The 24,543-nt window shown below is 39.8% G+C and carries 19 protein-coding genes and 1 CRISPR repeat array; of the genes, 12 read left to right on the top strand and 7 right to left on the bottom strand.

Translation table 11 applies throughout. The features are described from left to right. Positions 1 to 349 precede the first annotated feature (349 nt). The 6 genes from FD725_RS23685 to FD725_RS23660 all read left to right on the top strand — a co-directional run bounded on the left by FD725_RS23685 (position 350) and on the right by FD725_RS23660 (position 13,150). Positions 350 to 1,516, top strand: a complete 1,167-nt coding sequence (locus FD725_RS23685; protein WP_179050415.1) for a glycosyltransferase — start codon at positions 350 to 352, stop codon at positions 1,514 to 1,516. A gap of 76 nt (positions 1,517 to 1,592) precedes the next feature. After that, entirely contained in the window at positions 1,593 to 1,964 is a 372-nt protein-coding gene (locus FD725_RS23680; protein ID WP_179050414.1) for a hypothetical protein, read from the top strand. A 606-nt stretch (positions 1,965 to 2,570) separates the two neighbouring features. Continuing rightward, positions 2,571 to 5,690 carry a plasmid replication protein, CyRepA1 family gene (locus FD725_RS23675; RefSeq protein WP_179051664.1) on the top strand — a complete coding sequence of 1,040 codons (3,120 nt, stop codon included), beginning with the start codon at positions 2,571 to 2,573 and terminating at the stop codon, positions 5,688 to 5,690. A gap of 195 nt (positions 5,691 to 5,885) precedes the next feature. Further along, positions 5,886 to 6,560, top strand: coding sequence for a rhomboid family intramembrane serine protease (locus FD725_RS23670; RefSeq protein WP_179050413.1), 675 nt, complete (start codon positions 5,886 to 5,888; stop codon positions 6,558 to 6,560). Positions 6,561 to 6,869: 309 nt separating this feature from the next. Beyond that, the gene (locus tag FD725_RS23665; protein WP_179050412.1) at positions 6,870 to 10,451 is read left to right on the top strand and encodes an NB-ARC domain-containing protein; all 3,582 of its coding nucleotides are present in this window, start codon (positions 6,870 to 6,872) and stop codon (positions 10,449 to 10,451) included. A 401-nt stretch (positions 10,452 to 10,852) separates the two neighbouring features. Next, entirely contained in the window at positions 10,853 to 13,150 is a 2,298-nt protein-coding gene (locus FD725_RS23660; protein ID WP_179050411.1) for a carotenoid oxygenase family protein, read from the top strand. Positions 13,151 to 13,298: 148 nt separating this feature from the next. Here the strand turns inward: FD725_RS23660 and FD725_RS32695 are convergent, their stop codons facing one another. The 6 genes from FD725_RS32695 to FD725_RS23635 form a co-directional block, all read right to left on the bottom strand. Beyond that, positions 13,299 to 13,427 (bottom strand): hypothetical protein, encoded by a 129-nt coding sequence (locus FD725_RS32695; RefSeq protein WP_256871725.1) that lies wholly within the window; start codon positions 13,425 to 13,427, stop codon positions 13,299 to 13,301. Between the two features lie 113 nt (positions 13,428 to 13,540). Next, a complete protein-coding gene (locus FD725_RS23655) occupies positions 13,541 to 13,762 on the bottom strand; it encodes a type II toxin-antitoxin system HicB family antitoxin (protein WP_179050410.1) in 222 nt (73 codons plus the stop codon). A 335-nt stretch (positions 13,763 to 14,097) separates the two neighbouring features. Beyond that, complete coding sequence (locus FD725_RS23650; protein WP_179050409.1) at positions 14,098 to 14,439, bottom strand: XisI protein; 342 nt, start codon at positions 14,437 to 14,439, stop codon at positions 14,098 to 14,100. After that, complete coding sequence (locus tag FD725_RS23645; RefSeq protein ID WP_179050408.1) at positions 14,427 to 14,843, bottom strand: XisH family protein; 417 nt, start codon at positions 14,841 to 14,843, stop codon at positions 14,427 to 14,429. The genes FD725_RS23650 and FD725_RS23645 overlap by 13 nt, the downstream gene beginning before the upstream one ends. A gap of 200 nt (positions 14,844 to 15,043) precedes the next feature. Beyond that, a complete protein-coding gene (acnB, locus tag FD725_RS23640) occupies positions 15,044 to 17,704 on the bottom strand; it encodes a bifunctional aconitate hydratase 2/2-methylisocitrate dehydratase (protein ID WP_179050407.1) in 2,661 nt (886 codons plus the stop codon). Between the two features lie 255 nt (positions 17,705 to 17,959). Next, positions 17,960 to 18,355, bottom strand: coding sequence for a hypothetical protein (locus tag FD725_RS23635; protein WP_179050406.1), 396 nt, complete (start codon positions 18,353 to 18,355; stop codon positions 17,960 to 17,962). Positions 18,356 to 19,184: 829 nt separating this feature from the next. Next, a CRISPR array of direct repeats spans positions 19,185 to 20,010; the repeat unit is 35 nt; unit sequence GTTTTAATTCCTTTACCCCTCACGGGGATGGAAAC. 43 nt (positions 20,011 to 20,053) lie between these two features. Between FD725_RS23635 and FD725_RS23630 the strand changes: the two genes are divergently transcribed. The 6 genes from FD725_RS23630 to FD725_RS23605 all read left to right on the top strand — a co-directional run bounded on the left by FD725_RS23630 (position 20,054) and on the right by FD725_RS23605 (position 24,317). Continuing rightward, positions 20,054 to 20,347: a DNA-binding protein gene (locus tag FD725_RS23630; RefSeq protein ID WP_179050405.1), complete on the top strand. Its 294-nt coding sequence runs from the start codon at positions 20,054 to 20,056 to the stop codon at positions 20,345 to 20,347. A gap of 262 nt (positions 20,348 to 20,609) precedes the next feature. Then, positions 20,610 to 21,431, top strand: coding sequence for a Uma2 family endonuclease (locus tag FD725_RS23625; protein WP_179050404.1), 822 nt, complete (start codon positions 20,610 to 20,612; stop codon positions 21,429 to 21,431). Positions 21,432 to 21,678: 247 nt separating this feature from the next. Next, positions 21,679 to 21,999, top strand: a complete 321-nt coding sequence (locus FD725_RS23620; protein WP_179050403.1) for a 2Fe-2S iron-sulfur cluster-binding protein — start codon at positions 21,679 to 21,681, stop codon at positions 21,997 to 21,999. A gap of 168 nt (positions 22,000 to 22,167) precedes the next feature. Beyond that, the gene (locus FD725_RS23615) at positions 22,168 to 22,353 is read left to right on the top strand and encodes a hypothetical protein (RefSeq protein WP_179050402.1); all 186 of its coding nucleotides are present in this window, start codon (positions 22,168 to 22,170) and stop codon (positions 22,351 to 22,353) included. A gap of 137 nt (positions 22,354 to 22,490) precedes the next feature. Beyond that, positions 22,491 to 23,558 (top strand): DUF3326 domain-containing protein, encoded by a 1,068-nt coding sequence (locus FD725_RS23610; protein WP_179050401.1) that lies wholly within the window; start codon positions 22,491 to 22,493, stop codon positions 23,556 to 23,558. A 177-nt stretch (positions 23,559 to 23,735) separates the two neighbouring features. Then, complete coding sequence (locus FD725_RS23605; protein WP_179050400.1) at positions 23,736 to 24,317, top strand: CPBP family intramembrane glutamic endopeptidase; 582 nt, start codon at positions 23,736 to 23,738, stop codon at positions 24,315 to 24,317. Positions 24,318 to 24,468: 151 nt separating this feature from the next. Here FD725_RS23605 and FD725_RS23600 read toward each other — a convergent pair whose 3' ends face one another. Beyond that, positions 24,469 to 24,543, bottom strand: coding sequence for an element excision factor XisI family protein (locus tag FD725_RS23600; protein WP_256871972.1), 75 nt, complete (start codon positions 24,541 to 24,543; stop codon positions 24,469 to 24,471).

The raw sequence follows: 24,543 nt of genomic DNA, 5'->3' as shown, positions 1-24,543 counted from the left end.
GGCTAGGCGCTAGTCCGTATGCTAATTCCTGAAATTGGTTTTATTGAACAGAATACAGGAGTCAGTCGCCAGAATTCAGTATAAATTCTGTGCGACACTTCGACTGGCTCAGTGCATTGCTGGGTAATGAATATTGGTTTAAAACTATTGCCTATTGCCTATTGCCTGACTACGCAAATCAGTTTAGTAATCAAAGCGGATGCCTATATGTATAAAAAATAATACTTATAATAGTGGAGTTAGCATAAGAGTTTTACTTATTACTTTGCTAAAATTAAGCAAAATTATTGTTGGCTGATACTTTAACTCAATTGTCAGTAACTTTACGCTTAAAAATATCCAAACCTCAATGCAAATTGATACAATAGAATCAAAAATAAGTCTCAGTAAAACTTCTCGTGAATCAGCTAACCATGTCTTCGTGTTCTTAGAAGTTTTTGCACGGGAAGGAGGAATTCAGTCCTATGTTAAGGATATTTTTCGTGCATATGGGGAATTGAATCAAGACTATCAAGCAGAAGTATTGTTATTACGAGATAGTCCTGAATACTGTAATCATTTTGCATCTGAGAATTTAAAATTCCATTACTTTCATCACCCATCACCCCAAATTGGCAGAATCAAAATTGCTGGAGTGTTATTAAAGTTTCTCTTGCAAAAACGACCACAACGGGTTTTTTGTGGACATATTAATTTAGCAGCACTTGTCCAAACACTGTGTCAACCGTTAGGCATTCCCTACACTATCCTGACTTATGGTAAAGAGTTTTGGGAACCACTCAAAGACAGAGAACGCCGTGCTTTAGCTAGTGCAGAGGAAATTTGGACAATTAGCCGCTACAGCCGCGATCGCGCTTGTGCTGTCAATGGTATAGATCCTCATAAGGTGAAAATGTTACCTTGCGCCATTGACGGAGATAAATTTACACCAGGAACGAAACAACCAGAATTAGTTGCTAAGTACGGCTTAACGGATGCTAAAGTTTTAATGACCGTGGCGCGATTATGGTCAGGTGATATTTATAAAGGTGTCGATGTCACAATTCGTGCCTTGCCGAAAATTGCTCAAGCATTTCCCGAAGTAAAATATTTAGTAATTGGTCGTGGTGATGACCAACCGCGATTAGCCCAACTAGCTCAAGACTTAGGTGTGAGCGATCGCGTTGTCTTTGCTGGGTTTGTTCCTACTGAACAGTTAGTTGATCACTACCGCCTAGCTGATGCCTACATTATGCCTTCCCAAGAAGGTTTTGGTATTGTTTATCTAGAAGCAATGGCTTGTGGCGTTCCCGTCTTATCTGGTGATGATGATGGTTCAGCCGACCCCTTGCAAGATGGTAAGCTAGGGTGGCGAGTACCACACCGCAACCCAGAAGCTGTAGCAGCAGCTTGTTTAGAAATTCTCCAAGGAGATGATCTCCGATGTGATGGTGAGTGGCTAAGAGAACAGGCGATCGCTCTGTTCGGGATGAACGCCTTGAGAAATCAACTTTTGTCTTTAATCCAGCATCAATAGCCCATCACCCCAATTTTCCACCAATGACCATTGCCTAAAATCGCTATCCTAGAAGGAGAGCAAGAAAATATTGAAAATGAGTTTTAACAATTCTCAAGCAAATCTTTTAAACTTTCGTCCTTGGCTGACACTACTAGCATTTGCATGGTTGCTAGCTTCCTTGGGTTTAGGCTGGTTGGTGAATTCGTTGTTGATTCTGTTTGGACTGTTACTACTAGCACCTGTTGTGGCTTTTTTTGGGTTTCGCTGGTGGTTAGAACGTAACTTAGTTACTGATCAATGTCCTGTGTGCAGTTATGAATTTACTGGTTTAAATAATAGTCAGTTACAGTGTCCTAATTGCGGCGAGACACTCACAGCACAAAAAGGTCATTTTCACCGCTTTGCTCCAGAAGGAACCATTGATGTCACAGCCGTGGAAGTACCAAGCCAACAATTAGAAGATTAGGTTTTTATTTACCGTCTTGATTCTGACTCCTGTAGCTTGCTTCCCGTAGGGTATTCTGACTTCTGAATTCTTATTCAATTTGCTTTTACACGCTTAAAAATTTTTGTAGGGATGCAAACATATTATATTGCAATACGGTTCAGTTAAGGCTAAAAAATACAACTGGTGTAGGTTGGGTTGAAGAATGAAACCCAACGGTATCAAGACTTTGTTGGGTTTCGCTGTCGCTCAACCCAACCTACTTTTCTGCTTAACTGAACCGTATTGTATTATATTGCGTCTCTACAATAAGACTCATCAATCGAAGAATTAACGCCGTCGTTAATTCTTACTAAATTCCTATTTGACAAATATGAGAAACTTGTGTTAAAGATTTAAACATAGAAAAATTACTGAACAATAAAAATTAATACTGCATAAATATTACAATACAGGCTTATTGGTTGAGCAACAAATTGCTACCAAATAGGTTAATGCGATTTCTACCGTTGTATTTCGCAGAACTTAGTATAAAAGTATTACCTAACCCTTATAATTTTTTCCAAAAAAAACTAGCTGAGGCGTGCTAAGTTTTAAGTCCAACCCAACCAATTCGTGGTTCGCCCCATGCATCTGCACGATTTACACCCACAGCACCTGGAAGAATTAGTCAAGAGTAGTGGTATCGATTTACACTTGACTCATCTCAACTTTCAGTCCTTCCAAGGCGGAACTGCATACGAATATCTGTTAATTTCTGAACACTTACCTCGTACCAACACTGGTATGGTGAAAAGTGGTTGGTTACAACGCTATAGCCATGTCATAGCAGGCGGTTGGTGGTGTTCTGGACTAGATCCTTTGCAGAATTGGCAATCAATGGAATGGGGTTGTTTCAAGCCCAACCAACCCCGGACTAATGAGAATGGCAAGGCTATCAAATATGAACATCCCCCCAGCACACCAACGCGGATATTTTGCTTACGGGTGACACTGGAAATTTGGCAGCAAGTCTCCCGACGCTACAGCCTAGCCTTACCTGAAAATATCACTATTAATCCCCAAGGAGAAGCTGAGGGTTTTTGGCAATGGGTGATGGAACGCAACATACCCGTGATTATTTGTGAGGGAGCCAAAAAAGCAGCTACACTCTTGACACAAGGATATGCAGCGATCGCCATTCCTGGAATTACCAGTGGCTATCGAGTTGTCAAAGATAAATTTGGCAAAGTTACCAGTCGTCAACTAATTCCTGATTTGGCTGCATTTACGGCTATGCAAAGGAATTTTTATATTTGTTTTGATTATGAAACGCAACCGAAAAAAGTTGCGGCTATTAGTAATGCGATTACTCAGCTTGGTTGTTTATTACAAAACAAGAAATGCGGTGTCAAAGTTATCGAATTACCAGGAATAGAAAAAGGTGTTGATGAGTTAATAGTTGCTAAAGGTGCAAGCGTTTTTGAAAAAGTTTATCGCCAAAGTGTTGATTTAGAAATTTACCTAGCTCAACTTAAACCTCATACTGAATTGACTATTCCCGCAACACTGACAATCAATCGCCCATTTTTAGGAGAAATAGCTTTTCCTACTTCTGGTTTAGTGGGAGTAAAATCAGCTAAAGGTACAGGAAAAACGACAGCATTACAAACAGTTATTCACCAAGCCAATAATATTAATAGACCTGTATTACTAATTACTCACAGAATCCAACTCGGACGTTTTTTATGTGAAAAGATTGGGATTAAATGGGGATTTATTCAAAATGAAATGCCAAAAATCACCCTAGAGACAGAATCATTCAGTTCCCAATCTTTAGGTTTATGTGTTGATTCCATCTGGAAGTTAAAACCAGAAGAATGGCAAGGAGCCATAATTATTTTAGATGAAGTAGAGCAATCTTTATGGCATCTACTCAATAGCAATACCTGTAAACACAAACGGGTTAAAATTTTAAAATGCTTCCAACAATTAATCTCTACGGTTTTATCAACTGGTGGTTTAATAATTGCTCAAGATGCTGATTTATCTGATGTATCTTTGGAATATTTACAAGGTTTAGCCAAGTGTAAATTAACCCCTTGGATAGTTGTAAATCAATGGAAACCACAGCGCGGTTGGGAAGTAACTTTTTACGACTCTCCTAACCCTATTCCTCTGATTCAGCAACTAGAATTGGATTTATTAGCTGGACGCAAATGTTATGTCACAACTGATAGCCGGGCTGGACGTTATAGCTGCGAAACAATTGAACGTTATCTCAAAGAGCGTTTAGAAAAACTTCGTTATCAATTTCCCAAAGCCTTAGTTGTGAATAGTCAAACAACAAACACACCTGGTCACGCAGCCGTTGATTTTGTTGCAGCAATCAACCAGAAAATTACAGAATACGATCATGTGTTTGTCACTCCCAGCTTAGGAACAGGTATTAGTATTGATGTGCAACATTTTGACCGTGTTTATGGTATTTTCCAAGGAGTAATCCCTGATTCAGAAGCGCGCCAAGCATTAGCAAGAGTTAGAGATAATGTACCGCGTATTGTCTGGTGTGCTAAACGGGGAATTGGCTTAATTGCTAGTGGTAGCACCAATTATCGTTCACTATCTGACTGGTATCAAGAAAATCAAAAAGAAAACCTAGCATTGTTGAGTCCATTACATAAAATCGATGTAGATTTACCCTTAGTTTATGATCCTGTACATTTACGAACTTGGGCAAAACTATCAGCGAGAGTCAATTCTTCCATTCGTCTTTACCGTCAATCAATGCAAGATGGATTAACTGCTGATGGACATCAAGTTTGGTTACGGAGTAATGCAATTCACAATAATATTGTGCGAGATTTACGGTTAGCATTTTTAGCCACTGATCCTCATGATTTAGCCAATCGGCAGAGATTAATCCTGGAAATTGTCAAAGTCCAGAAAGATTGGACAGAAAAGCGCCAAAAAGGTAAAGAAATTAAACGACAAATTAAAAAGATTAAACAGCAAAATCAACTCTCAGCAGCTAGCAATGTGGCAAATGCTCAAGATATTAACTGTGTGGAATATGAGCAGTTATCAGCTAAACATTCTCTCACTGATGCAGAACGTGAGCAAATCCAGAAATATAATTTGCGGCAAAGATATGGTATCCCGGTAACACCGCAATTAAAGTTAAAGGATGATCAAGGATACTATAGTCAATTGTTGATTCACTACTATCTCACTCACGAAAGTGAATATTTTCAAGTTAGAGACCAACAAGAATGGCAGCAGCAACTATCATGGGGTAATGGTAAAGTCTTTCTCCCAGATTTAAAAACCTATACGTTGAAAGTTGAAGCCATGAGAGCATTAGGAATGCTTCAGTTTCTGGAAATAGGACGTAAGTTTACCGAGTATGAATCTGAGCTAATCTGGTTAAAAGATGTAGTTTTTCAACATAATAAGCATATTAAAAGAGTGCTGGGAATTGGCTTTGTTCGGGGTAAGGAAAAAATTACCGCAATTAAAATTCTCAGCCGATTGTTAAATCTGTTGGGGTTGAAACTAAAACGAGTGGGTGAAGTTTATCAAATTGACCCAGAAACATTGGCGGATGGTAGAGAACAAATATTTGCTGTTTGGTATCAACGAGATGAACTCATACTGGCTAATATTAAACAGATGAGATGTGAGCCAAGTACTTTTACTTCTGCAAATTGGCAGTTAAATATACCTGAAACAAATTCTGTCGTTTCTAGTGTTGTTTCTTTGCTTTAGAGGTTTGGTAATTTTGCTTTATCTCTCTGTGACTTTGTGGTAAATAAAGTCACTTTTTAAACCACAAAGGCACAGAGACACAAAGAATCATAGTCAAGATGGTTGTGTTGGTTATATTGAGTCGAATTACTTACGCTCAACAACTGCTGGCTATTCAAGCTATATTGCAGTTATCAATGATTAGGAAAAACACCTGTGTTTCCCCTCTACGACGAAAATCCGACGCGAATCACCCCGTATTTCACTTACGGTTTAATTGGGATGAACGTTTTAGTGTTTCTGCATGAACTGAGTTTGTCTAATGGACAGTTAAATTTATTTTTCAGTCAGTATGCAGTAGTACCACAAGAGTTAACCACCAATTTAGCTGGGGAATGGATGACCTTATTTACCTCACAGTTTTTACACGGCGGTTGGTGGCATTTGATATCAAATATGGTGTTTCTTTGGGTTTTTGGTAACAATATCGAAGAACGCTTGGGGCATTTCAAATATTTGATTTTTTATTTGGCTTGTGGTGCTTTAGCTGCTTTGTGTCAATGGGCTATTGGTATGTATTCTACTATTCCTTCTTTAGGTGCTAGTGGGGCAATTTCTGGAGTTTTGGGTGCGTACTTGATTCGGTTTCCGCAAGCTAGGGTAACAACTTTAATTTTCTTGGGTTTTTTTGTCACTACAATTAGTGTGCCAGCGTTGGTAATTATTGGGATTTTCTTTATCCAAAACGTCATTTCTGGTCTTGCTAGTTTACAAGCCGCAGCTAACATGAGTGTGGAATCAGGGGGAGTTGCTTATTGGGCGCACATTGGTGGTTTTGTGTTTGGGATAATTCTCGGCCCTGTATTTGGTTTGTTTAGGCGAGATTATTAGGTAATTGGTAATGGACTTCGCTGTGAAACAGTAGAGACGTTGCAATGCAACGTCTCTACATAATTTATGTGTATCATGATTAACTTGTATTAGAAAGCGCGATCGCAAATTCTGCATTTTATTCACTTACTAAAAAGGTAAATCTACCAAGCGCTTTGACAAGCTGGAACTACTGCCAAGTATCAAGTTTGACGGTCGGAAAAGGTCGGAGAAAAGTCGGAACTAGTTAGTATATTTACGTAAAGTTTTTTAATCAGTAGAGCTGATGGTGCGAATATTGTAGTGATACTGGTATTGCTGAGTCGATAAATGACGGTAGAAGAGGCGATCGCACTAGTCGAGCAACTATTGGAACGAGGACGCTTAACAAAAGCGCAAGAGATGGTATTTCGTTATTCCTGGGAAGGCAAAACTTACTTAGAAATGACGCGGGATGTTAAATATGATGCTGGTCATATCAAAGATGTTGGTTCTGAACTCTGGCGATCGCTCTCGCAAGCTTTAGGTGAAAAAGTTACCAAGAATAACTTGCACGGAGTATTAAACCGCAGCGTACAACAGCAAAATCATCCAACTACTTTATCGACTTTAAATCACCAACCTCCAAATCCCCATGCAGACTGGGGAGATGCTCCTGATGTACCAGTGTTTTTTGGACGCACAGAAGAACTAGAGCTACTGAAAGACTGGATTATTCGCGATCGCACTCGATGTGTGGCAATTGTGGGAATGCGTGGGATTGGCAAAACTCATCTTTCTCTAAAACTGGGATTGGGTGGGATTGGCAAAACAGATTTATCACTCCAGTTAGCCAAGGGTATCCAAGATGAGTTTGAGTTTGTGATTTGGCGATCGCTGCTCAATGCTCCTCTCCTGTCTGACTTACTCGCAGACTTAATTAAGGTGCTGTCTAAACAACAGCAGACAACACTACCAGAAAGAATTAGCGATCGCATTTCTTTGTTGCTTCAATACCTGAGAACCCACCGATGTCTCCTCATCTTAGATAATGCCGAAACTCTCCTCCAAGCCGCAGATCCCACCGGTCGGTATCAAGCTGATTATGAAGATTATGGACAGTTAATTAAACAAATTGGGGAAGTCCCGCATCAAAGTTGCTTACTGCTCACAAGCCGCGAAAAACCCCAAGAACTCATTTTCATGGATGGCCCAACTCGTCCAGTGCGCTCTCTGATGTTACAGGGGTTGGATGTTGAAGTTGGAAAACAGATTATTGCCGAGCTTGGTGATTTTACAGCTAGTGAAGATGACTGGCGGGAGTTAATTGGGCTTTATAATGGCAATCCTTTAGCACTACAGCTAGTTGGCAAACACATCCTAGAAGTTTTTTTTGGCAATATTGCCGATTTTTTAAGAGAAGGTAAACCAGTATTTCACGACTTGCAAGGACTTTTATCATGGCACTTCCAAAGGCTTCCCGTCGCTTGCTGTGAGGTGCTGTACTGGTTAGCAATCAATCGGGAGCCTGTTACTTTAGCAGAGTTACGAGAAGATTTGATGTTATCAACTGCTAAGGCAGCGCTACCTGCAACCTTGGGAGTACTGCAACGTAAGCTTCCCCTAGAGCGTACAGGCGATCGCTTTACACTTCAGCCTGTGTTGATGGAATACGTTACTGATCAATTAGTAGCTTTTACTTGCAAAGAAATCGTCAATCAAGACCATGAACTCTTAAGAAATTATGCCTTAATTAAAGCTCAGAGTAAAGACTATCTCAGACAAGCACAAATTCGTCTGATCTTGAGTCCAGTTATTGATAGTTTGATGTTAGCTCTGGGTAGTTGCCAGCAAATTCAGCTTCAGTTGCAGGAACTTCTCAAAAAATTGAAACAAGAAGCTTTAAGCCATTCAGGATATGCAGCCGGCAATATCCTGAATCTTCTGAGACAAATTCCCGCAAATTTCAGTAAATTTGATTTTTCTTATCTGACTATTTGTCAAGCATATTTACAAGATGTAAATTTACAAAATGTCAATTTTTCTCACTGCTATTTTTCCAAATCTACCTTCACTCAATCTTTTGGTGGGGTACTGTCAATTGCTTTTAGTCCTGATGGTAAAACCCTAGTGAGTGGTAATGCTAATTGCGATATTCATGTATGGCAAGTTGCAGATCAACAACGTCTTTTAACCTTGCGTGGACATAGCAATTGGGTACGTAAAATTGGTTTTAGTCCAAATGGACAGATTCTTGCTAGTGCCAGTAAAGATTCAACCGTCAAAATATGGCAATTGCCGTCCGGTAGATGCTTGCATACACTATCTGAGCATACAAGTAGTGTGAATGCAGTTGCTTTTAGCCCAGATGGTTCAATCCTTGCTAGCGGAAGTAGCGATCTAACTATTAGGATTTGGCAAGTGCTAGAGGGTTGTTGTCTCAAAATTATGCACGGACATAACAGTGCTATAATGTCTGTTCATTTCAGTCCAGATGGTAAACAATTGCTCAGTAGTGGTGTTGACAAACTCATCAAAATTTGGGATGTTGAGACTGGAAAATGCCTCTATACAATTAGGGAGCATGAAAACTGGGTAAGGGCAGCTCACTTCAGTCCGAATGGCACCTTGCTAGTTAGTGCCAGTTGTGATAAAACAGTGAGGATTTGGAATGCTCAAAATTATCAGTGTCTAGGAATTTTTCAGGGTCACACAGACTGGATATGGAGTGCAGCGTGGAGCAGAGATAATCGGCTAGTAGCTAGTTGTAGTGCAGACCAAACCATCCGTATTTGGGATGTGGAGACTAGCACTTGTCTGCATACCCTCAAAGGTCACAATCATCAAATCTGGGGTATAGCGTTCAGTCCAGATGATCAAATTCTTGCTAGTGCCAGTGAAGACCAAACTATCAGGCTATGGCAAGTTAGTAATGGTAAGTGTATTGCTTGTATTCACGGCTATACTAACTGGGTTAAGGCTGTAGCTTTTAACCCCAATACACTAATGTTAGCTAGTGGACACAGAGATCATGCTTTAAGAATTTGGGATATTAAAAGTGGTGAATGCCTGCACGAATTTAAAGCATACTCCCAAGGTCTACCAGCTGTAGCCTTTCACCCAAACTTACCGATAGTTGCAGGTGGTAGCCAAGACGCTACAATCAAACTTTGGGATATCAAAACTGGTGAATGCACTCATACATTCATAGACCATACTGATGAAGTTTGGTCATTAAGTTTTAGTCCAGATGGCAAACTTTTGGCTAGTAGCAGTTTCGACCATACTGTTAAAGTTTGGGATATTCGCCTTGGTGAGTGCCGTCTCACCTTACACGGTCATACAGACCGAGTTGCGGCGGTAGCCTTTAGTCCTCTAGGAGAAATTTTAGCTAGTGGAAGTGACGACTGCACCATCAGGCTTTGGGACTTACAAGAAAACAGATGTATCAAAGTATTGCAAGGACACTTGGGTAGAGTGGGAGCGATCGCATTTAGTCCTGATGGTAAATTACTAGCAAGCCCTAGTCTTGATCAAACAGTCAAAATCTGGGATGTGAGTACAGGTGAGTGTTTGCAGACATTGCAAGGACATACAAGTTGGGTCATGGCTGTTTGTTTTAGTCCAGATGGACAAAAGATTGCCAGTGCTGCCTGCGACCAAACTGTGAAAATTTGGGATATACAAGCACAAAAGTGTGTAAATACTCTTCATGGTCATGCAAATTGGGTCTGGTCAGTTGCGTTCTCTCAGGATGGTTTGATACTTGCTAGTGCTAGTGAAGATGAAACTATTAGACTTTGGGATATTCAATCCGCATCTTGTCATCAAATCCTCAAAGCCACTAGACCATACGAAGGTATGAAAATTACGGGAGTTAGCGGTTTGACTCAAGCTCAATTGACAATGTTAAGAGAATTAGGAGCAGTCTAGCTTTTGCCAAATGTGCGATTTTTTAAGATTCTTGATAAAATCATAAAACTATGTATGCTAATTTACACTAATCGCATTTTGGGTTTTTAAAATATTTTCTTTTAGAGGACGTTTGAAAAGTCTGTTTCTTTGTCATGTTGAATGCAGCGTAGCGGAATGAAACATCTCGGTATGTGCCACAAAACCTAGATTCTGACTGACGCTCCGCGTAAGGAAAAATGACATTTTTATACCTACTGAAACTTTTCAAATACCCTCTTAGCTATTGAATTTCAAAGTTATAAAACATTACTCAACGTAAATTTATTAAACATTTTTTGTAAAGGAATTTATTAAGCTTAATTTTACTTTGACGAATTAATTAAGAGTTCAATTTAAAAAAGTTCATTGATATAGGAATCATGGATAAAAATTCTAATCATAATTCACAACCTGCAAATCATTATCATATTCCGACATCTGTCATTAAAACCCGCCGTTATGAAGGCTGTTGGGAACTAGAAATTCGTCAACAGGAAAATCAAGGGAAACAAGATCAACTCATTCCTTTAGGTGAGCTACAATTAGCAGACTTACCCCCAGGTTTACATGGCTACGCTTTTATTGTCGGGGCTTTGTTTCAGTCGGACAATAAACCTCAAGAAGATGGAACACAACTTTATACAGGCGATGGTATGGTCTATCGTTTAGGTTTTGCAGATGGCAAAGCAACACTCAAAACCAGAATTGCTAAAACTCCCTGCTACTATGCAGATCCTGCTACACAGTTTTATTTAGGAGATTATGCGATAGAACCCATACCATTTTCCCCTTTTAAAAATAAAATACTTTCATATTTTGTTAAAAAGCATAAACTATTCTCCTACTTTTCCGCTTTTCGCAATGGTGGGCCTAGTCGTTATAGTATTTTTTTAGGGTCTAGAAATCAATTAAATACAGCTTTTTTAAATACTAGAGATCATCTCTTACTAACAATGGATGCAGGCCGCGCCTACCAACTTGACCCAGACAGTATGGAACTATTAGAACCAGTCGGCTCTACACAAGAATGGTGCAGCATTTTTCCTATCGTTTCCCGATTAACATCAATTAATATTTTCGATACTTATATTAGTTCAGCCCATTATGTTACTGACATCAGTAGCTTAAATGGTCAGCAGGATGAGCTATTTACGACAAATTATTCAACAGGTTACAATGGCGAATTTAAAGAAATCGTCAATGGGGTATTAGATAGTGATTGCTTTCGCAAAGTTATACAATTATTCTACAACTTGTTGGCAATAAAGTTCAACCCTAAACAAGAATTAGGACGTTTTACTCATTTAATTCGTTATAGATTTGCAGATGAGCAAAAAGGGTTACAGCCTACTATGGAGCGTTGGCGATTAGTACTACCTAATAATGAGCCAGTACTAGTTAACCAATCTCTGCATCAATTAGCCATCACTGAGAAATATATTATTCTTGCTGATATCGCTTTTAAAATGGAGTTTTCCCAAATATTTACTCCTTTTCTGTTTGGATTTTTAAGATTGTGGAAATTTAATAGAACTTATTCATTAGGTAGTTTTATTTATGCCATATTTTTACGGGCGATTAAGCCTCTGCCATTTGCCAACTTATATATTGTTGATCGCCAAGACTTAGATAGAGGAAATATAGGATATTCCATAGAAGATTCATCAGATCAGCAAACAACAATCAAAGTTAAACAGGTGAGATTACCTAGAGAAATTTCACATTTTACGGCTGACTATAGTCATCCTGAAAAGAACAAAATTACACTTCACGTTGGTCATGTTAACGGTTGGGATGTTACCGAATGGATTACCCACTATGATAAGTCTGTTCCTGGTAAGCCATTTCGCCAAGATTTAGAGGGAATGATGGTGAGTTCGACTGATTTAGGTTCTCTTGGAAAATATGTGATTGATGGCGAAACAGGAAAAATAGAAAGTTCAAAAACTGTACAAGATATTCAATCAACTTGGGCGCTATCTTTATATACCCATCGGGAAATTAAACGCGATTCACTAACAGAAACAGCCCAAGAAGTTAAAAACATTTACTGGTTGTCTTTGGGGTTTACATGGGAACTGATACCCCAGCGCATTTATGATGCTTATAAATCAGATCCACGTAGAGTTGTTCCGGTTGAACAATTACCAGATGAAAATAAACCAATTACTCTACTGCGTTTAGATACACAACAAATGAAAATTGAAGATTATTATCAATTTCCCTCTGGAACTTATGTTAGTTCAACGCAATTTATTCCCAGTTCTCTTCCCTGTCCAGAAAACATAGATGAATCAATTCATGGTTTCATTATATGTGCAGTCATGTTAGACCCAGACCCTAGTCAACCTAACCGTCCTACAGATGAGTTTTGGATTTTTCATGCTGATGATTTAAATAATAAACCAATTTATAGACTGAGTGCTAGTTTAAAGGATGAACCATTGAATCTGGCTATGACAATACACTCTACTTGGCTACCTGATATTCGTCAGCAGCAGTATTCAGAAAATGAACGTTGTCAAAGAAGAGAAAAATCCGTGAAAGAAGATTATCAGCATTTGATTGCAAATAAATGCAAAGCAGTTCAAGAATTGTTTGATGACATAGTTTTTCCTCATTTTACCAAGCAGACCTTAGAGAAAGATTTTGAGGAATTTCTATTACCTAAAGATTAAGAAAGATAAGCGTTATGGCTGACCTCTCCCCCAACTCCTCTCTCTTGAAAAGTTCTGATCGCCGGAAGCCGGCGCTCAGACTTTTCGCTCCGACGCGGAGAGGGGAGCTAGATTTCTCTCTTCCCTCGTAGGGAAGGGGGTCGGGGGGTTAGGTTTGTGTGTAATATGGGAAGATGCGATCGCCATAACTACCGTAGCTGATTAAACTCTTCTTCTGTAATACCCAACTGCTTGAGAATTTCGTAAAATAACCAACTACCAATTTCAGCTTTGCCATGAATTGGAATTTTAGTTACTCGTCTATCTGAATGTTGCTAACAAGCATGACTACCCCTTTGTCGCACTTTTGCAAATCCCAATTTTTTGGCAACTTTTTCTAATTCACTGGCTTTAGCTGGCATTTGCAATCACCAGTTCGACATCTTCAGGTAGAGAACGACCTTTTTCTGCGTACTCTTCTTGAATCATTTCAAATACATATATAAGTTCAATACGTGCCTCATCCGGCGTTTGACCCCAAGCATGACAACCAGGAATTGCTGGTACATAAGCGACAAATGTACCATTGTCATCGGGACGGATAACGGTAGTGTAGTCTTGTAGGAACTTCATGATGTTAGCCTTATAGATCGGATCAAAATCTTAGTAGAAGTTGGTCTTTTTAATCCAATTGTGCCAGAGTCGAAGGCTGAAAAATAGAAGATGGAGAAATTGAGGAGTAAAATATCTCACGCCTAACTCACCTGAATTGACTATAGGACTTACGCAATGAACCAAAAAACTCTTCTGATGGTTAAGTTAAAGGGTAGTCTCGGAAAAAAAGCACTCTTAATAATTTAAACCCCAAGTTTATCAAGCTTAAGTATCTTTTCCACAGGAAACACATCATTTTTTAAAGTCAAGACTCACAATCATATCAAAAAAGCCTCCTCATATTGAAAAATTTCTTAAACAACAGCAAATTCAGTCAATTTACGAGTCTCTGGATCATGAAAAGCTAAAACAATATCTTCTTTCGACACGCCTTCCCTTAATAATTCAGTTGCTATTCCTTCTTCAGTCCAATCTTCTTCTATGTAAATCTTTTCGTTTTTAATGCGGACATAAACAGAGATTGCTTTCACTCGTTTATCATTTTTCCAGCCAATATTAAACCAAAGATACTGACTTCTTTGATCATCAAATATTAATACCTCATCTATATCAGGATCAGGTACTTGTGATGAAATTCTTTCATACTCTAAGAGGATTTGTTTGATTAAGTTTTGATGATAAGTTAGTTTATCCATTCGATAATCTCCTCTTTATTTATATCAACAACTAACAGTAAAACCTGATATTTGTGCAAAATTAATTGAATTGCAGATTGTTGAAAAAACTTTTCATGAATATTTTTACTAATTGCCAAATAAATCTTATAATCCGGGTTGGTAATATAAATAAATGTTTTATAAATTAGATATTGACCTAACGCTGTTTCAAATTCACGCATGGTCGAACGACCAAGAAAACTTTTAATTTCAATAACTATTAATTCTCCTTCTCTGGTTGCAGAAATCGTTTTTTCTCCAGCTAAATCAGCAAGTAATTTAACTTCTTCGTATTTTATAGGATAAGGATCAAAAGTAATCACCCAACCATCCTTAATTAAAGCATTTTTTACCGCATCATGGTACGTATCTTTTGCAGGCATTGTCACTCTAGTAATAATAGTAGCTCGATGTCCTCAATAATGGAGGATTTCGGGTCTTTTCTTGTAAACTTTGTCATACTTAAAAAAGTATGTCTAAAAAATCAACGCCTTATCTCAACATGATTTTTATAACAAGGCAGGAGGATATTATATGATTTTGCAGTAAGGGTTTTCCCCTCACTACAAATATCAGAATGTACTTATCTCGCCGCAGTTGGCATCCCCAAAATATCCTCAATCTTGGGCATATCTTCCAACGGGATCACCCGTCCTTCATCCTCAAAACCGATGATTTGATCAAAGTTCAAATACCGATACAAATTATCAGCAAAGGGATGAATTTTATTTGCCACAATATTCATATATTCTTGCACGGTGGGAATGCGGCCTAACAACGCACAAACTGCGGCTAATTCAGCAGAACCTAGATACACTTGCGCACCTTTACCCATGCGGTTGTTGAAGTTGCGGGTGGAGGTGGAAAATACTGTTGTGCCATCAGCAACTCGTGCTTGATTACCCATACATAAACTGCATCCTGGCATTTCTGTTCTCGCACCAGCTGCACCAAAAACACTGTAGACACCTTCTTCTTTTAATTGGTGTTCATCCATGCGGGTGGGTGGTGCTATCCACAAGCGGGTTTTGACTTCACCTGCACCTTCTAAAACTTTGGCTGTGGCGCGATAATGACCGATATTTGTCATACAAGAACCGACAAATACTTCTTGTACTGGGTCATTGGCAACTTCCGATAATAATTTCACATTATCAGGGTCGTTAGGAGCAGCCACAATTGGTTCTGTGATTTGGTTTAAATCAATTTCAATAATTGCGGCATACTCGGCATCTGTGTCGGCTTCCAGTAACACTGGATTTGCTAGCCACTCTTCCATTTTGGCAATGCGCCGCAGGAGGGTGCGAGAATCTTGGTAGCCCCGTGCGATCATGTTCTTCAGTAGGGCAACATTAGAACGCAGATATTCAGAAACTGTCTCGATACTCAGTTTAATTGTAGAACCGGCACAGGAACGTTCAGCAGTAGCATCGGTAAATTCAAAGGCTTGTTCTACTTTCAAGTCTGGTAAGCCTTCAATTTCCATGATGCGTCCAGAGAAAATGTTTTTCTTGTTCTCCTTCTCAACTGTCAGTAAACCTTGTTGAATGGCTATGTAGGGAATGGCGTTGACAATATCTCGCAGAGTAATTCCTGGTTGCAATTCTCCGGTGAATTTTACTAAGACTGACTCTGGCATATCCAAAGGCATGACACCCAAAGCGCCAGCAAAAGCTACTAACCCCGAACCTGCGGGGAAGGAAATACCCAAGGGGAAGCGGGTATGAGAGTCGCCACCAGTACCCACAGTGTCGGGTAATAGCATCCGGTTTAGCCAAGAGTGGATGATACCATCACCAAGACGCAATGCTACACCTGCACGGGAAGAGAAAAAGTCAGGGAGTTCGTGGTGAGTTTTAATATCAACCGGTTTGGGATAAGCGGCTGTGTGACAGAAGGTTTGCAGGACTAAATCAGCACTGAAACCGAGACAGGCGAGTTCTTTTAATTCGTCGCGGGTCATGGGGCCTGTGGTGTCTTGGGAACCGACGGTAGTCATGATGGGTTCGCAGGATGTACCAGGACGGACACCGGGTAAACCACAAGCCTTACCAACCATTTTTTGTGCTAGGGTGTAGCCTTTGCCAGTGTCGGCTGGTGGTTGGGGACGGATAAATTCAGTGCTGGGTGCTAAACCAAGGGCTTGGCGGGTTTTATCGGTGAGGGTACGGCCGATAAGTAGGGGGATACGTCCACCAGCGCTGACTTCATCGAGAATGGTTTCGGGTTTGAGGGTGAAGGTAGAGATGACTTCGCCAGCTTCGTTGGTGATTTCGCCTTTGTAGGGATAGATGGTAATCACCATACCGGTTTCTAGTTTGGTGACATCACACTGAATGGGCAAAGCACCGGCATCTTCAGCTGTGTTGAAAAAGATGGGAGCGATCGCCCCACCTAAAATATACCCTCCAGCGCGTTTGTTGGGAACATAGGGAATATCTTGTCCCATGTGCCACAATACTGAGTTAATGGCTGATTTACGAGAGGAACCTGTACCCACCACATCACCGACGTAAGCTACGGGATGTCCTTTTTTCTTTAACTCAGCAATGGTTTCTAGGCTTCCCGGTTGCCGTGACTCTAGCATGGCTAGGGCGTGTAGGGGAATATCGGGACGGGTGGTAGCTTGGGTGGCGGGGGATAAGTCGTCGGTGTTGGTTTCGCCGGGAACTTTAAAGACGGTGACATTAATATATTCTGGTAGTTGGGGGCGGGTTGTAAACCACTCAGCTGCTGCCCAAGAATCAATTACCCGTTTAGCGTAGGGATTGGTTTTCGATAACTCCAAAACATCATGGAAAGCATCATACACTAATAAAATTTTGCTGAGGGCGGCGGCGGCGTAAGCTGCTATCGGTTCTTTGCCTTCTCCCCCCATGACTAGGGGTGTTTCAGAAGAGTCGGAGACAGATACAGTCGCAAATTGTAATAACTCGATGAGAGACTGGACATTGTAGCCACCTATCATCGTTCCTAGCAGTTGCACCGCTTCTATGGAGGAAATTATGGGACTTTTTATTTGCTTTTTTGCCACGGCGGTGAGAAACCCAGCTTTTACATAAGCTGCCGCATCTACACCAGGGGGTATGCGATCGCGCAATAAATGTAATAATGTATCTTCCTCACCCTTGGGTGGATTCTTCAGTAATTCACACAATTCTGAAGTTTGCTGTGCATCTAACGGTAAAGGCGGAATACCGAGGGCTGCTCTTTCGGCAACTTGTTGACGATATTTTTCTAACATTTTTATGTTCTCTCTTTGTATCTTCTTACTTTAATTATGAAGTATTTTTAGACAAAACTTAGCCACCAAAGTTTACCAGATTTTCTGTTTAAAAGCCTTACTGGTAATCGGTTATGAGATTTTTTGTTTTATACTTAAAGTCTAGTTTTGATGCCAAATTCCCACTGAAGATATTTTAATTACCTACACAGCTAGGGGCAGAATATATCCTGCCCCTACAATAATATGTATTCCACTCGATTGTGAACTATTATACTAAGCGGTCATAGCAGTTTCATCTGCTGTTTTATCTGTATTAGATTTTAAGCGTGTCAATCTGCTTTTACGGATACGCTCACTATCTCGAACTCCGCCTGCCAGCTCATATTCACTACTGTTTTTACCATACTTGAAACCAACTCCCACCAGCATTTTGTCTGAAACCTGACTTAAGTTTTTTTCCATCTCATCTAGCTTTTTTTTAGAAGAGTCTATCATGGCTATAGCAGCATTATAATCATCAAGCATATTGTGAAACTGATCAATTAATTGCGTCAGTTTTTGCAAGTTGCAAGTATTATCAAAATTCAGATTTGGATCAATAGCTTTTAATCCCGCTACTCTAAACTCAGCTTTTTCTAGAATCCGAGAACTACGCTTTTTTCTAGCCATAAGTTTACACTTTGAAAAGCTTTACAAGCCTATTTTGTCTCAATTACGCTAGATTCTAGTTCAGCAAAATTCACATTTTATTTTGCCATTTTTTTTATTCATGCCCGTGATTTCTCTGAATTGCATTGCCAAATTGCAGTTCAAGTTCAGAGTTAAGAGCGATCGTTTTAATCTTAAGGCTTAATGTTTTAGCTTGAAGACTTAATCATATAACTTTAAGGCTTAGTGTTGTAACTTGAAGGCTTTATATTGTAATTTTAAGTGTCAATATCAAAATATTGACAACTCAGGTTTATTCTTGAAGACAATAATTGCTACATAGTAGCCAAGAAAGTTCAACAATTATTAGTATACCGTCGCGCTCTTGAGTTGCAGGTACGGGAGTATATTTCATGCTTAAAGGGTGAAGTGGAAGTGTATCGACCAATGATTTGGGAGAGATAAGCTATTCCACATTTAACTTGCATAACTCAGGCGGTAGTAGAGAAAACTTATGTTAAGTTCGTGTTTGATGCTGTCAAAAGTCAGAGTGCTTTGTGATACTATCTAAAACAACAGACAGAACCTTGAAAACTTAATCTGACGTTTCCAAGTGAATCCCAAAGTACTTGTTTTTACTTTGTGTACGCAAATTTTTCGCGGGGGTCAGGCGATCGCCAGAACCCTGATTATTTCGTTGACCCCCGCGAAAAGCTTTCTGAGTAAGCTTTTAAGAAGGGTCTACTAGCAGTAAATTCTCAATAAACCTAGCTTATTGACAGGTAAATCAGACCCCCCGCGAAAATAGGTATCTGTAACCCTCTCTGGATAAGACTTCTAAATGGGTAGGGTTTTAATTCCTTTACCCCTCACGGGGATGGAAACTGGCGGCCTTCAGACAGCTGCCCCCCTACTTCTAAGGTGTTTTAATTCCTTTACCCCTCACGGGGATGGAAACCGGGAGTTTTTTGTATGCTTCTCCAAGCCATACCTCGTTTTAATTCCTTTACCCCTCACGGGGATGGAAACTCCGCAATATTTTCAAAAATTGCGTCTAAAAATACAAGTTTTAATTCCTTTACCCCTCACGGGGATGGAAACAATCAAATCTTCCAAAGTAACAGAAGCAGAATTTTCGTTTTAATTCCTTTACCCCTCACGGGGATGGAAACTTTTGGGGATCAGAGTGCTTTTTTGTTCCCATTAATGGTTTTAATTCCTTTACCCCTCACGGGGATGGAAACCAACCAGGCAGTTTTCTCAAAACTGCTAATAATGCTGTTTTAATTCCTTTATCCCTCACGGGGATGGAAACCTGCGTGAAGCTTTGCTGTAAAACTGTAATAACTCTGTTTTAATTCCTTTACCCCTCACGGGGATGGAAACCAGATCTTATATTTGAAATAATTTGCTCAAAGCAATTAGTTTTAATTCCTTTACCCCTCACGGGGATGGAAACTTCAGGCAGAAGAACCTTTCTTCTGCCTATGATAAGCAGTTTTAATTCCTTTACCCCTCACGGGGATGGAAACCAGGACAACTTTCCCACGGCCAAACCTGAACAGTGGTTTTAATTCCTTTACCCCTCACGGGGATGGAAACTTTCAAGCGCGAGTCTTGGTTTTGTTTTTTTATAATGTTGTTTTAATTCCTTTACCCCTCAAGATAAAGATATTGCTAAAGCTAAAGAATATTGGCGAGACTACAGGAGTAGAGATGATGCCTAGAAGTACAAGCTATCACGAAAAATTAATACAAGACTTAAAAAATCCACTAGAAGCAGCAGCTTATATTGAAGTTGTTTTAGAAGAAGGCGACCCAAAAATGTTAAGTAAAGCACTTCAAAATGTCATAGAATCGCATGGTGGAGTTGATCAGCTTTCTACAGAAGTTAAGGAACTCTACAATAAACTTGACCAAATGCTATCAGATAAAGGCAAAATTGAGTTTTACAGTCTAAATTCTTTATTAGATGCTATAGGCTTACATTTGGCAGTCACAGTAAAGTTATAATTTGCAAGAGACTAACGTCCTACTCTGATGTTTTCATACCCAAAGGTCTGTACGCAATTTGCAGTTTGTAATTAACTAGGTATTCGGTGCGTGACGCTATAAGTTTCACGACTACGTTCAAATATTCTCACTGCGTCACGCACCCTACAGAAAAAATATACCAGATCCGTAAGTCATATCATTATCAATCAGCAAGATTATCATAGTAATACAATCCGTACATCCAACCTCAGACAATATCACCCTTAGACCCAATTAAGTCATGTCAGTCGCCCAAGATTTACAATCAGTAGCAGGTATAATATTTCCATCAGGAGATATGGAAAGTGACCTACCAATAGAAGATATAATATTTCCGCCAGGAGATATTGAAAGTCACGAACCACCATTGGAAAGCGATTTACACCTACGCCAAATTATTTTGTTATTACAATGTTTAGAATTGTGGTGGCAAAACCGCAATGATTTTTATGCGGCTGGAAATCTGACAATATATTACAGTCAACGTCAACTCAAATCAGAAGAATTTCGCGGCCCTGATTTTTTTGTCGTGCGAGGATGCGAAAAGAAACCGCGCAAAAGTTGGGTAATCTGGCAAGAAGACGGTAAGTATCCCAATATCATTGTTGAGTTACTGTCACCTTCGACAAAAGCTACAGACAAAGGCTTAAAAAAGCAAATCTACCAAGATATATTTCGCACACCGGAATATTTTTGGTTCGACCCAAATAATTTAGAATTTGTCGGTTTTCATTTAGTAGATGGAAATTACCAACCCATAGAACCAAACCCCCAAGGGTGGTTATGGAGTCAGCAATTAGAATTGTATTTAGGTGTACAGAATAATCAATTACGCTATTTTACGCCACAAGGGGAGTTAGTACCGACACCAGAGGAGCTGGCGGAGCAAGAAAAACAGCGTGCAGAACAGGAAAAGCAACGTGCAGAACAGGAAAAGCAACGTGCAGAACAGGAAAAACAGCGTGCAGAACAGGAAAAGCAACGTGCAGAACAGGAAAAGCAACGTGCAGAACGTCTAGCTGCCAAATTGCGGGAGTTAAATATTGACCCTGATGTTCTATAAAATTATTGATTATATTGAGCGATCGCATCCTTTAGTTTAGGCGTAACATTTGTTTATTTGGTGTTGCTGAATCGAGGGATAATTTAGCAAGTTATAAAATTTCCCCCTCTGCTTCTCCTGCATCCCCTGCTTGCCTAAATTCATCCCCCTGTTCTACAACGCCGTTTATTTGTTGACCATATCTGCAAGATTGTTTAACAATTCAGATATAATAATGAATTTGTCTATTGCATTCATTTTTTAGAATATGTCCAAAACTTACACCGTTGAAATTCATCACCAAGGTAAAATTCATACTTTGCAAGTCCCTGAAGATAAAACTATCTTATCAGTTGCGGATGATAAAGGTTTAGAATTACCTAGTTCTTGTCATGCAGGTGTCTGTACAACTTGTGCAGGACAAATTATCACGGGAACAGTTGATCAAACCGATGGCATGGGCGTGAGTCCTGAACTGCAAAAACAAGGTTATGCTTTACTTTGTGTTGCTTATCCTCGTTCTGATATAAAAGTTGAAACAGAAAAGGAAGATGTAGTTTATCAATTGCAATTTGGTAAGGATCAATAAGCAATTTGTTAGGTGTCAGTTATTCGTAGTTCAGATGTGGTGATTTGCTATTAATAACTCACACCTGACACGCAAATCCTAGTTTTATCCACAATACATGACACTTGGTATTGCATCATATCAGCGATCAGTTATTCTATAAACTACAAATCAATTAGGTTGACAACTATGACGACTCATTTTATCAGTGCAGAAATCGATATTCAAGAAACACCCACCGAGTTACAACAAGCCATTGAAGCCGAGTTGAAAAAACAGGGTGAGCCTCTGCGTTGGGCAATTACGGTGGTAGATGATGAACAGCAAAAAGTTACCGTGGAAGCTGTGGTGACTACAAACAGTGCTGAGTGCTGAGTAGAGAGTGAGGGAGTGAGTGCTGAGTAGAAGTCGGAAGTCGGAAGTCGGAGAGTGCTGAGTAGTGGATTAAAGTTTTAAGTTAAGTGTTCTCAAGAGTTAAACGTTATGATTTTATCTCTAACTCAGCACTCAGTATGCAACGTCCTTACACCGCTATTTTAATTATACCGACTGGTGTCGGTGCTGCGATTGGAGGTTATGCCGGGGATGCTTTACCCATTGCTAGATTAATAGCACAGGTATGCGATCGCCTGATCACTCACCCCAATGTCCTCAACGGCGCTAGTTTGTACTGGAATATCCCCAACGCTTTTTATGTCGAAGGTTATGGGCTGGATAAATTTGCTACTGGCTGCTGGGGATTACGCTCTGTGCGAAATAACAAAGTCGGTTTATTGTTAGATCAGGGTATTGAACCAGATTTAAGACTAAGACATTTACAAGCAGCCGATGCAGCAAGAGCAACTCTCGGCTTAACCTTAACAGATTATGTGATTACAGATGCCCCTCTTAACGTAGAATTACGGACTGCACCATCAGGTGTAAGTTGGGGGACAATTGGCAACCCTGATAGTTTACTACGAGCAGCCGAAATATTAATTAACAAAACTGGGGCAGAAGCGATCGCAGTTGTTGCCCGTTTCCCCGATGATATAGATGAGGAAGCATCACAAAAATACCGCCAGGGTAAAGGCGTAGATCCCATTGCTGGCGCAGAAGCAGTTATTAGCCACTTAATAGTACGAAACTTTCAGATTCCTTGCGCCCATGCACCCGCTTTAGCACCTGAACCACCCTATCCCGACTTGTCCCCTCGTTCTGCTGCCGAAGAATTAGGCTATACTTTCTTGCCAAGTGTACTTGTAGGGCTAAGTCGCGCACCACAATTTATATTAGAGAAAGAATTCAGCCAATCTCAATTAGGAGATATCTGGGCAAAGCAAGTAGATGCTGTTATCATGCCAGCAACAGCCTGCGGTAGCAGTGCCTTACTCAGTTTAAGTCAAAAACAATGCCAAATTATCACCGTAGAAGAAAACCAAACTCAAATCAAAGTTTCTCCCCAATCATTAGGGATCAAAGCCATACAAGTAAAATCTTATTTAGAAGCAGTAGGTTTATTAGTTGCTCATAAAGCAGGGATTAATCTAAATGCCGTACACTCTCAAATAGAATCTTTGTCAATAGTCAATGGTCAATAATCAATAGTTATTATTTCTTCATTGTGAATTTTGCGAAAAGTTCTGTAGGCGGGTTTCCCGCCGTAGGAACGCCACTTGCTATAAGCCGGGAAACCCGTCCAGCGCAGTGGCTCAACTTTTCAAGACGAATTTTGAATTTTGAATTGGTATCACTACTCACTACTCCCCTAAACACTCGTGGTTGAACAACAAAAACAAGAACCAGAAATTCCGTATTTAACACGCACCCAAGTGCTAGTAGCGATGGGAGTAACGGCAACTTTGTTGTGGACGGTTGCTAAAGTTTGGTTACACTTTGGCAACTTTCGGTTATTTGAGTGGCACTGGTATGGTAGAGATTTTTTGTTAGGGCTAGGTGTGGGTTTAATTATTACTATTTTAAGTGGTTTAGCCTATCGTCTTTGGAGTCAATACCGCAGAAGCGCCGACTATTATTTAGAATTAGTACTCAAACCCTTAGCTTGGCCAGATTTAATTTGGTTAGGTTTGCTACCAGGATTAAGTGAAGAATTATTATTTCGCGGTGTGATGTTACCCGCTTTGGGGTTAGATGATCTTGCAGTAATTGGATCTAGTGTCTGCTTTGGTATATTGCATCTGAGTGGTTCTCAACAGTGGCCTTATGTAATTTGGGCAACTATCGTCGGCATCATCCTTGGATATAGCGCTCTTTGGAGTGGTAACTTGCTAGTACCAATTGTCGCGCATATTATGACTAATTTGATTTCTAGTTTTTTATGGAAAATGCGCCAGTCGTAGAAATTTCCCGTTAGCACTACAACAAAATTTTGGCTTTTCTCTCTGTGTCTTAGTGTCTCTGTGGTAAAAAGTAATTTCTTAAACCACAAAGGCACAGAGACACAGAGAAATTTGTTGCTAGAACTATTTATCTAGCTTTTAATCTGAACAACTAACCAACTGCAAAACCATCAAATTGCCGCATAAATGGTGAGTGATATGCTAAAACAATATCTTCTTTAGACAC

It is taken from the genome of Nostoc sp. TCL26-01 (assembly GCF_013393945.1).
GTDB lineage: Bacteria > Cyanobacteriota > Cyanobacteriia > Cyanobacteriales > Nostocaceae > Trichormus.
This window is presented reverse-complemented; position numbering and strand designations above follow the sequence as displayed.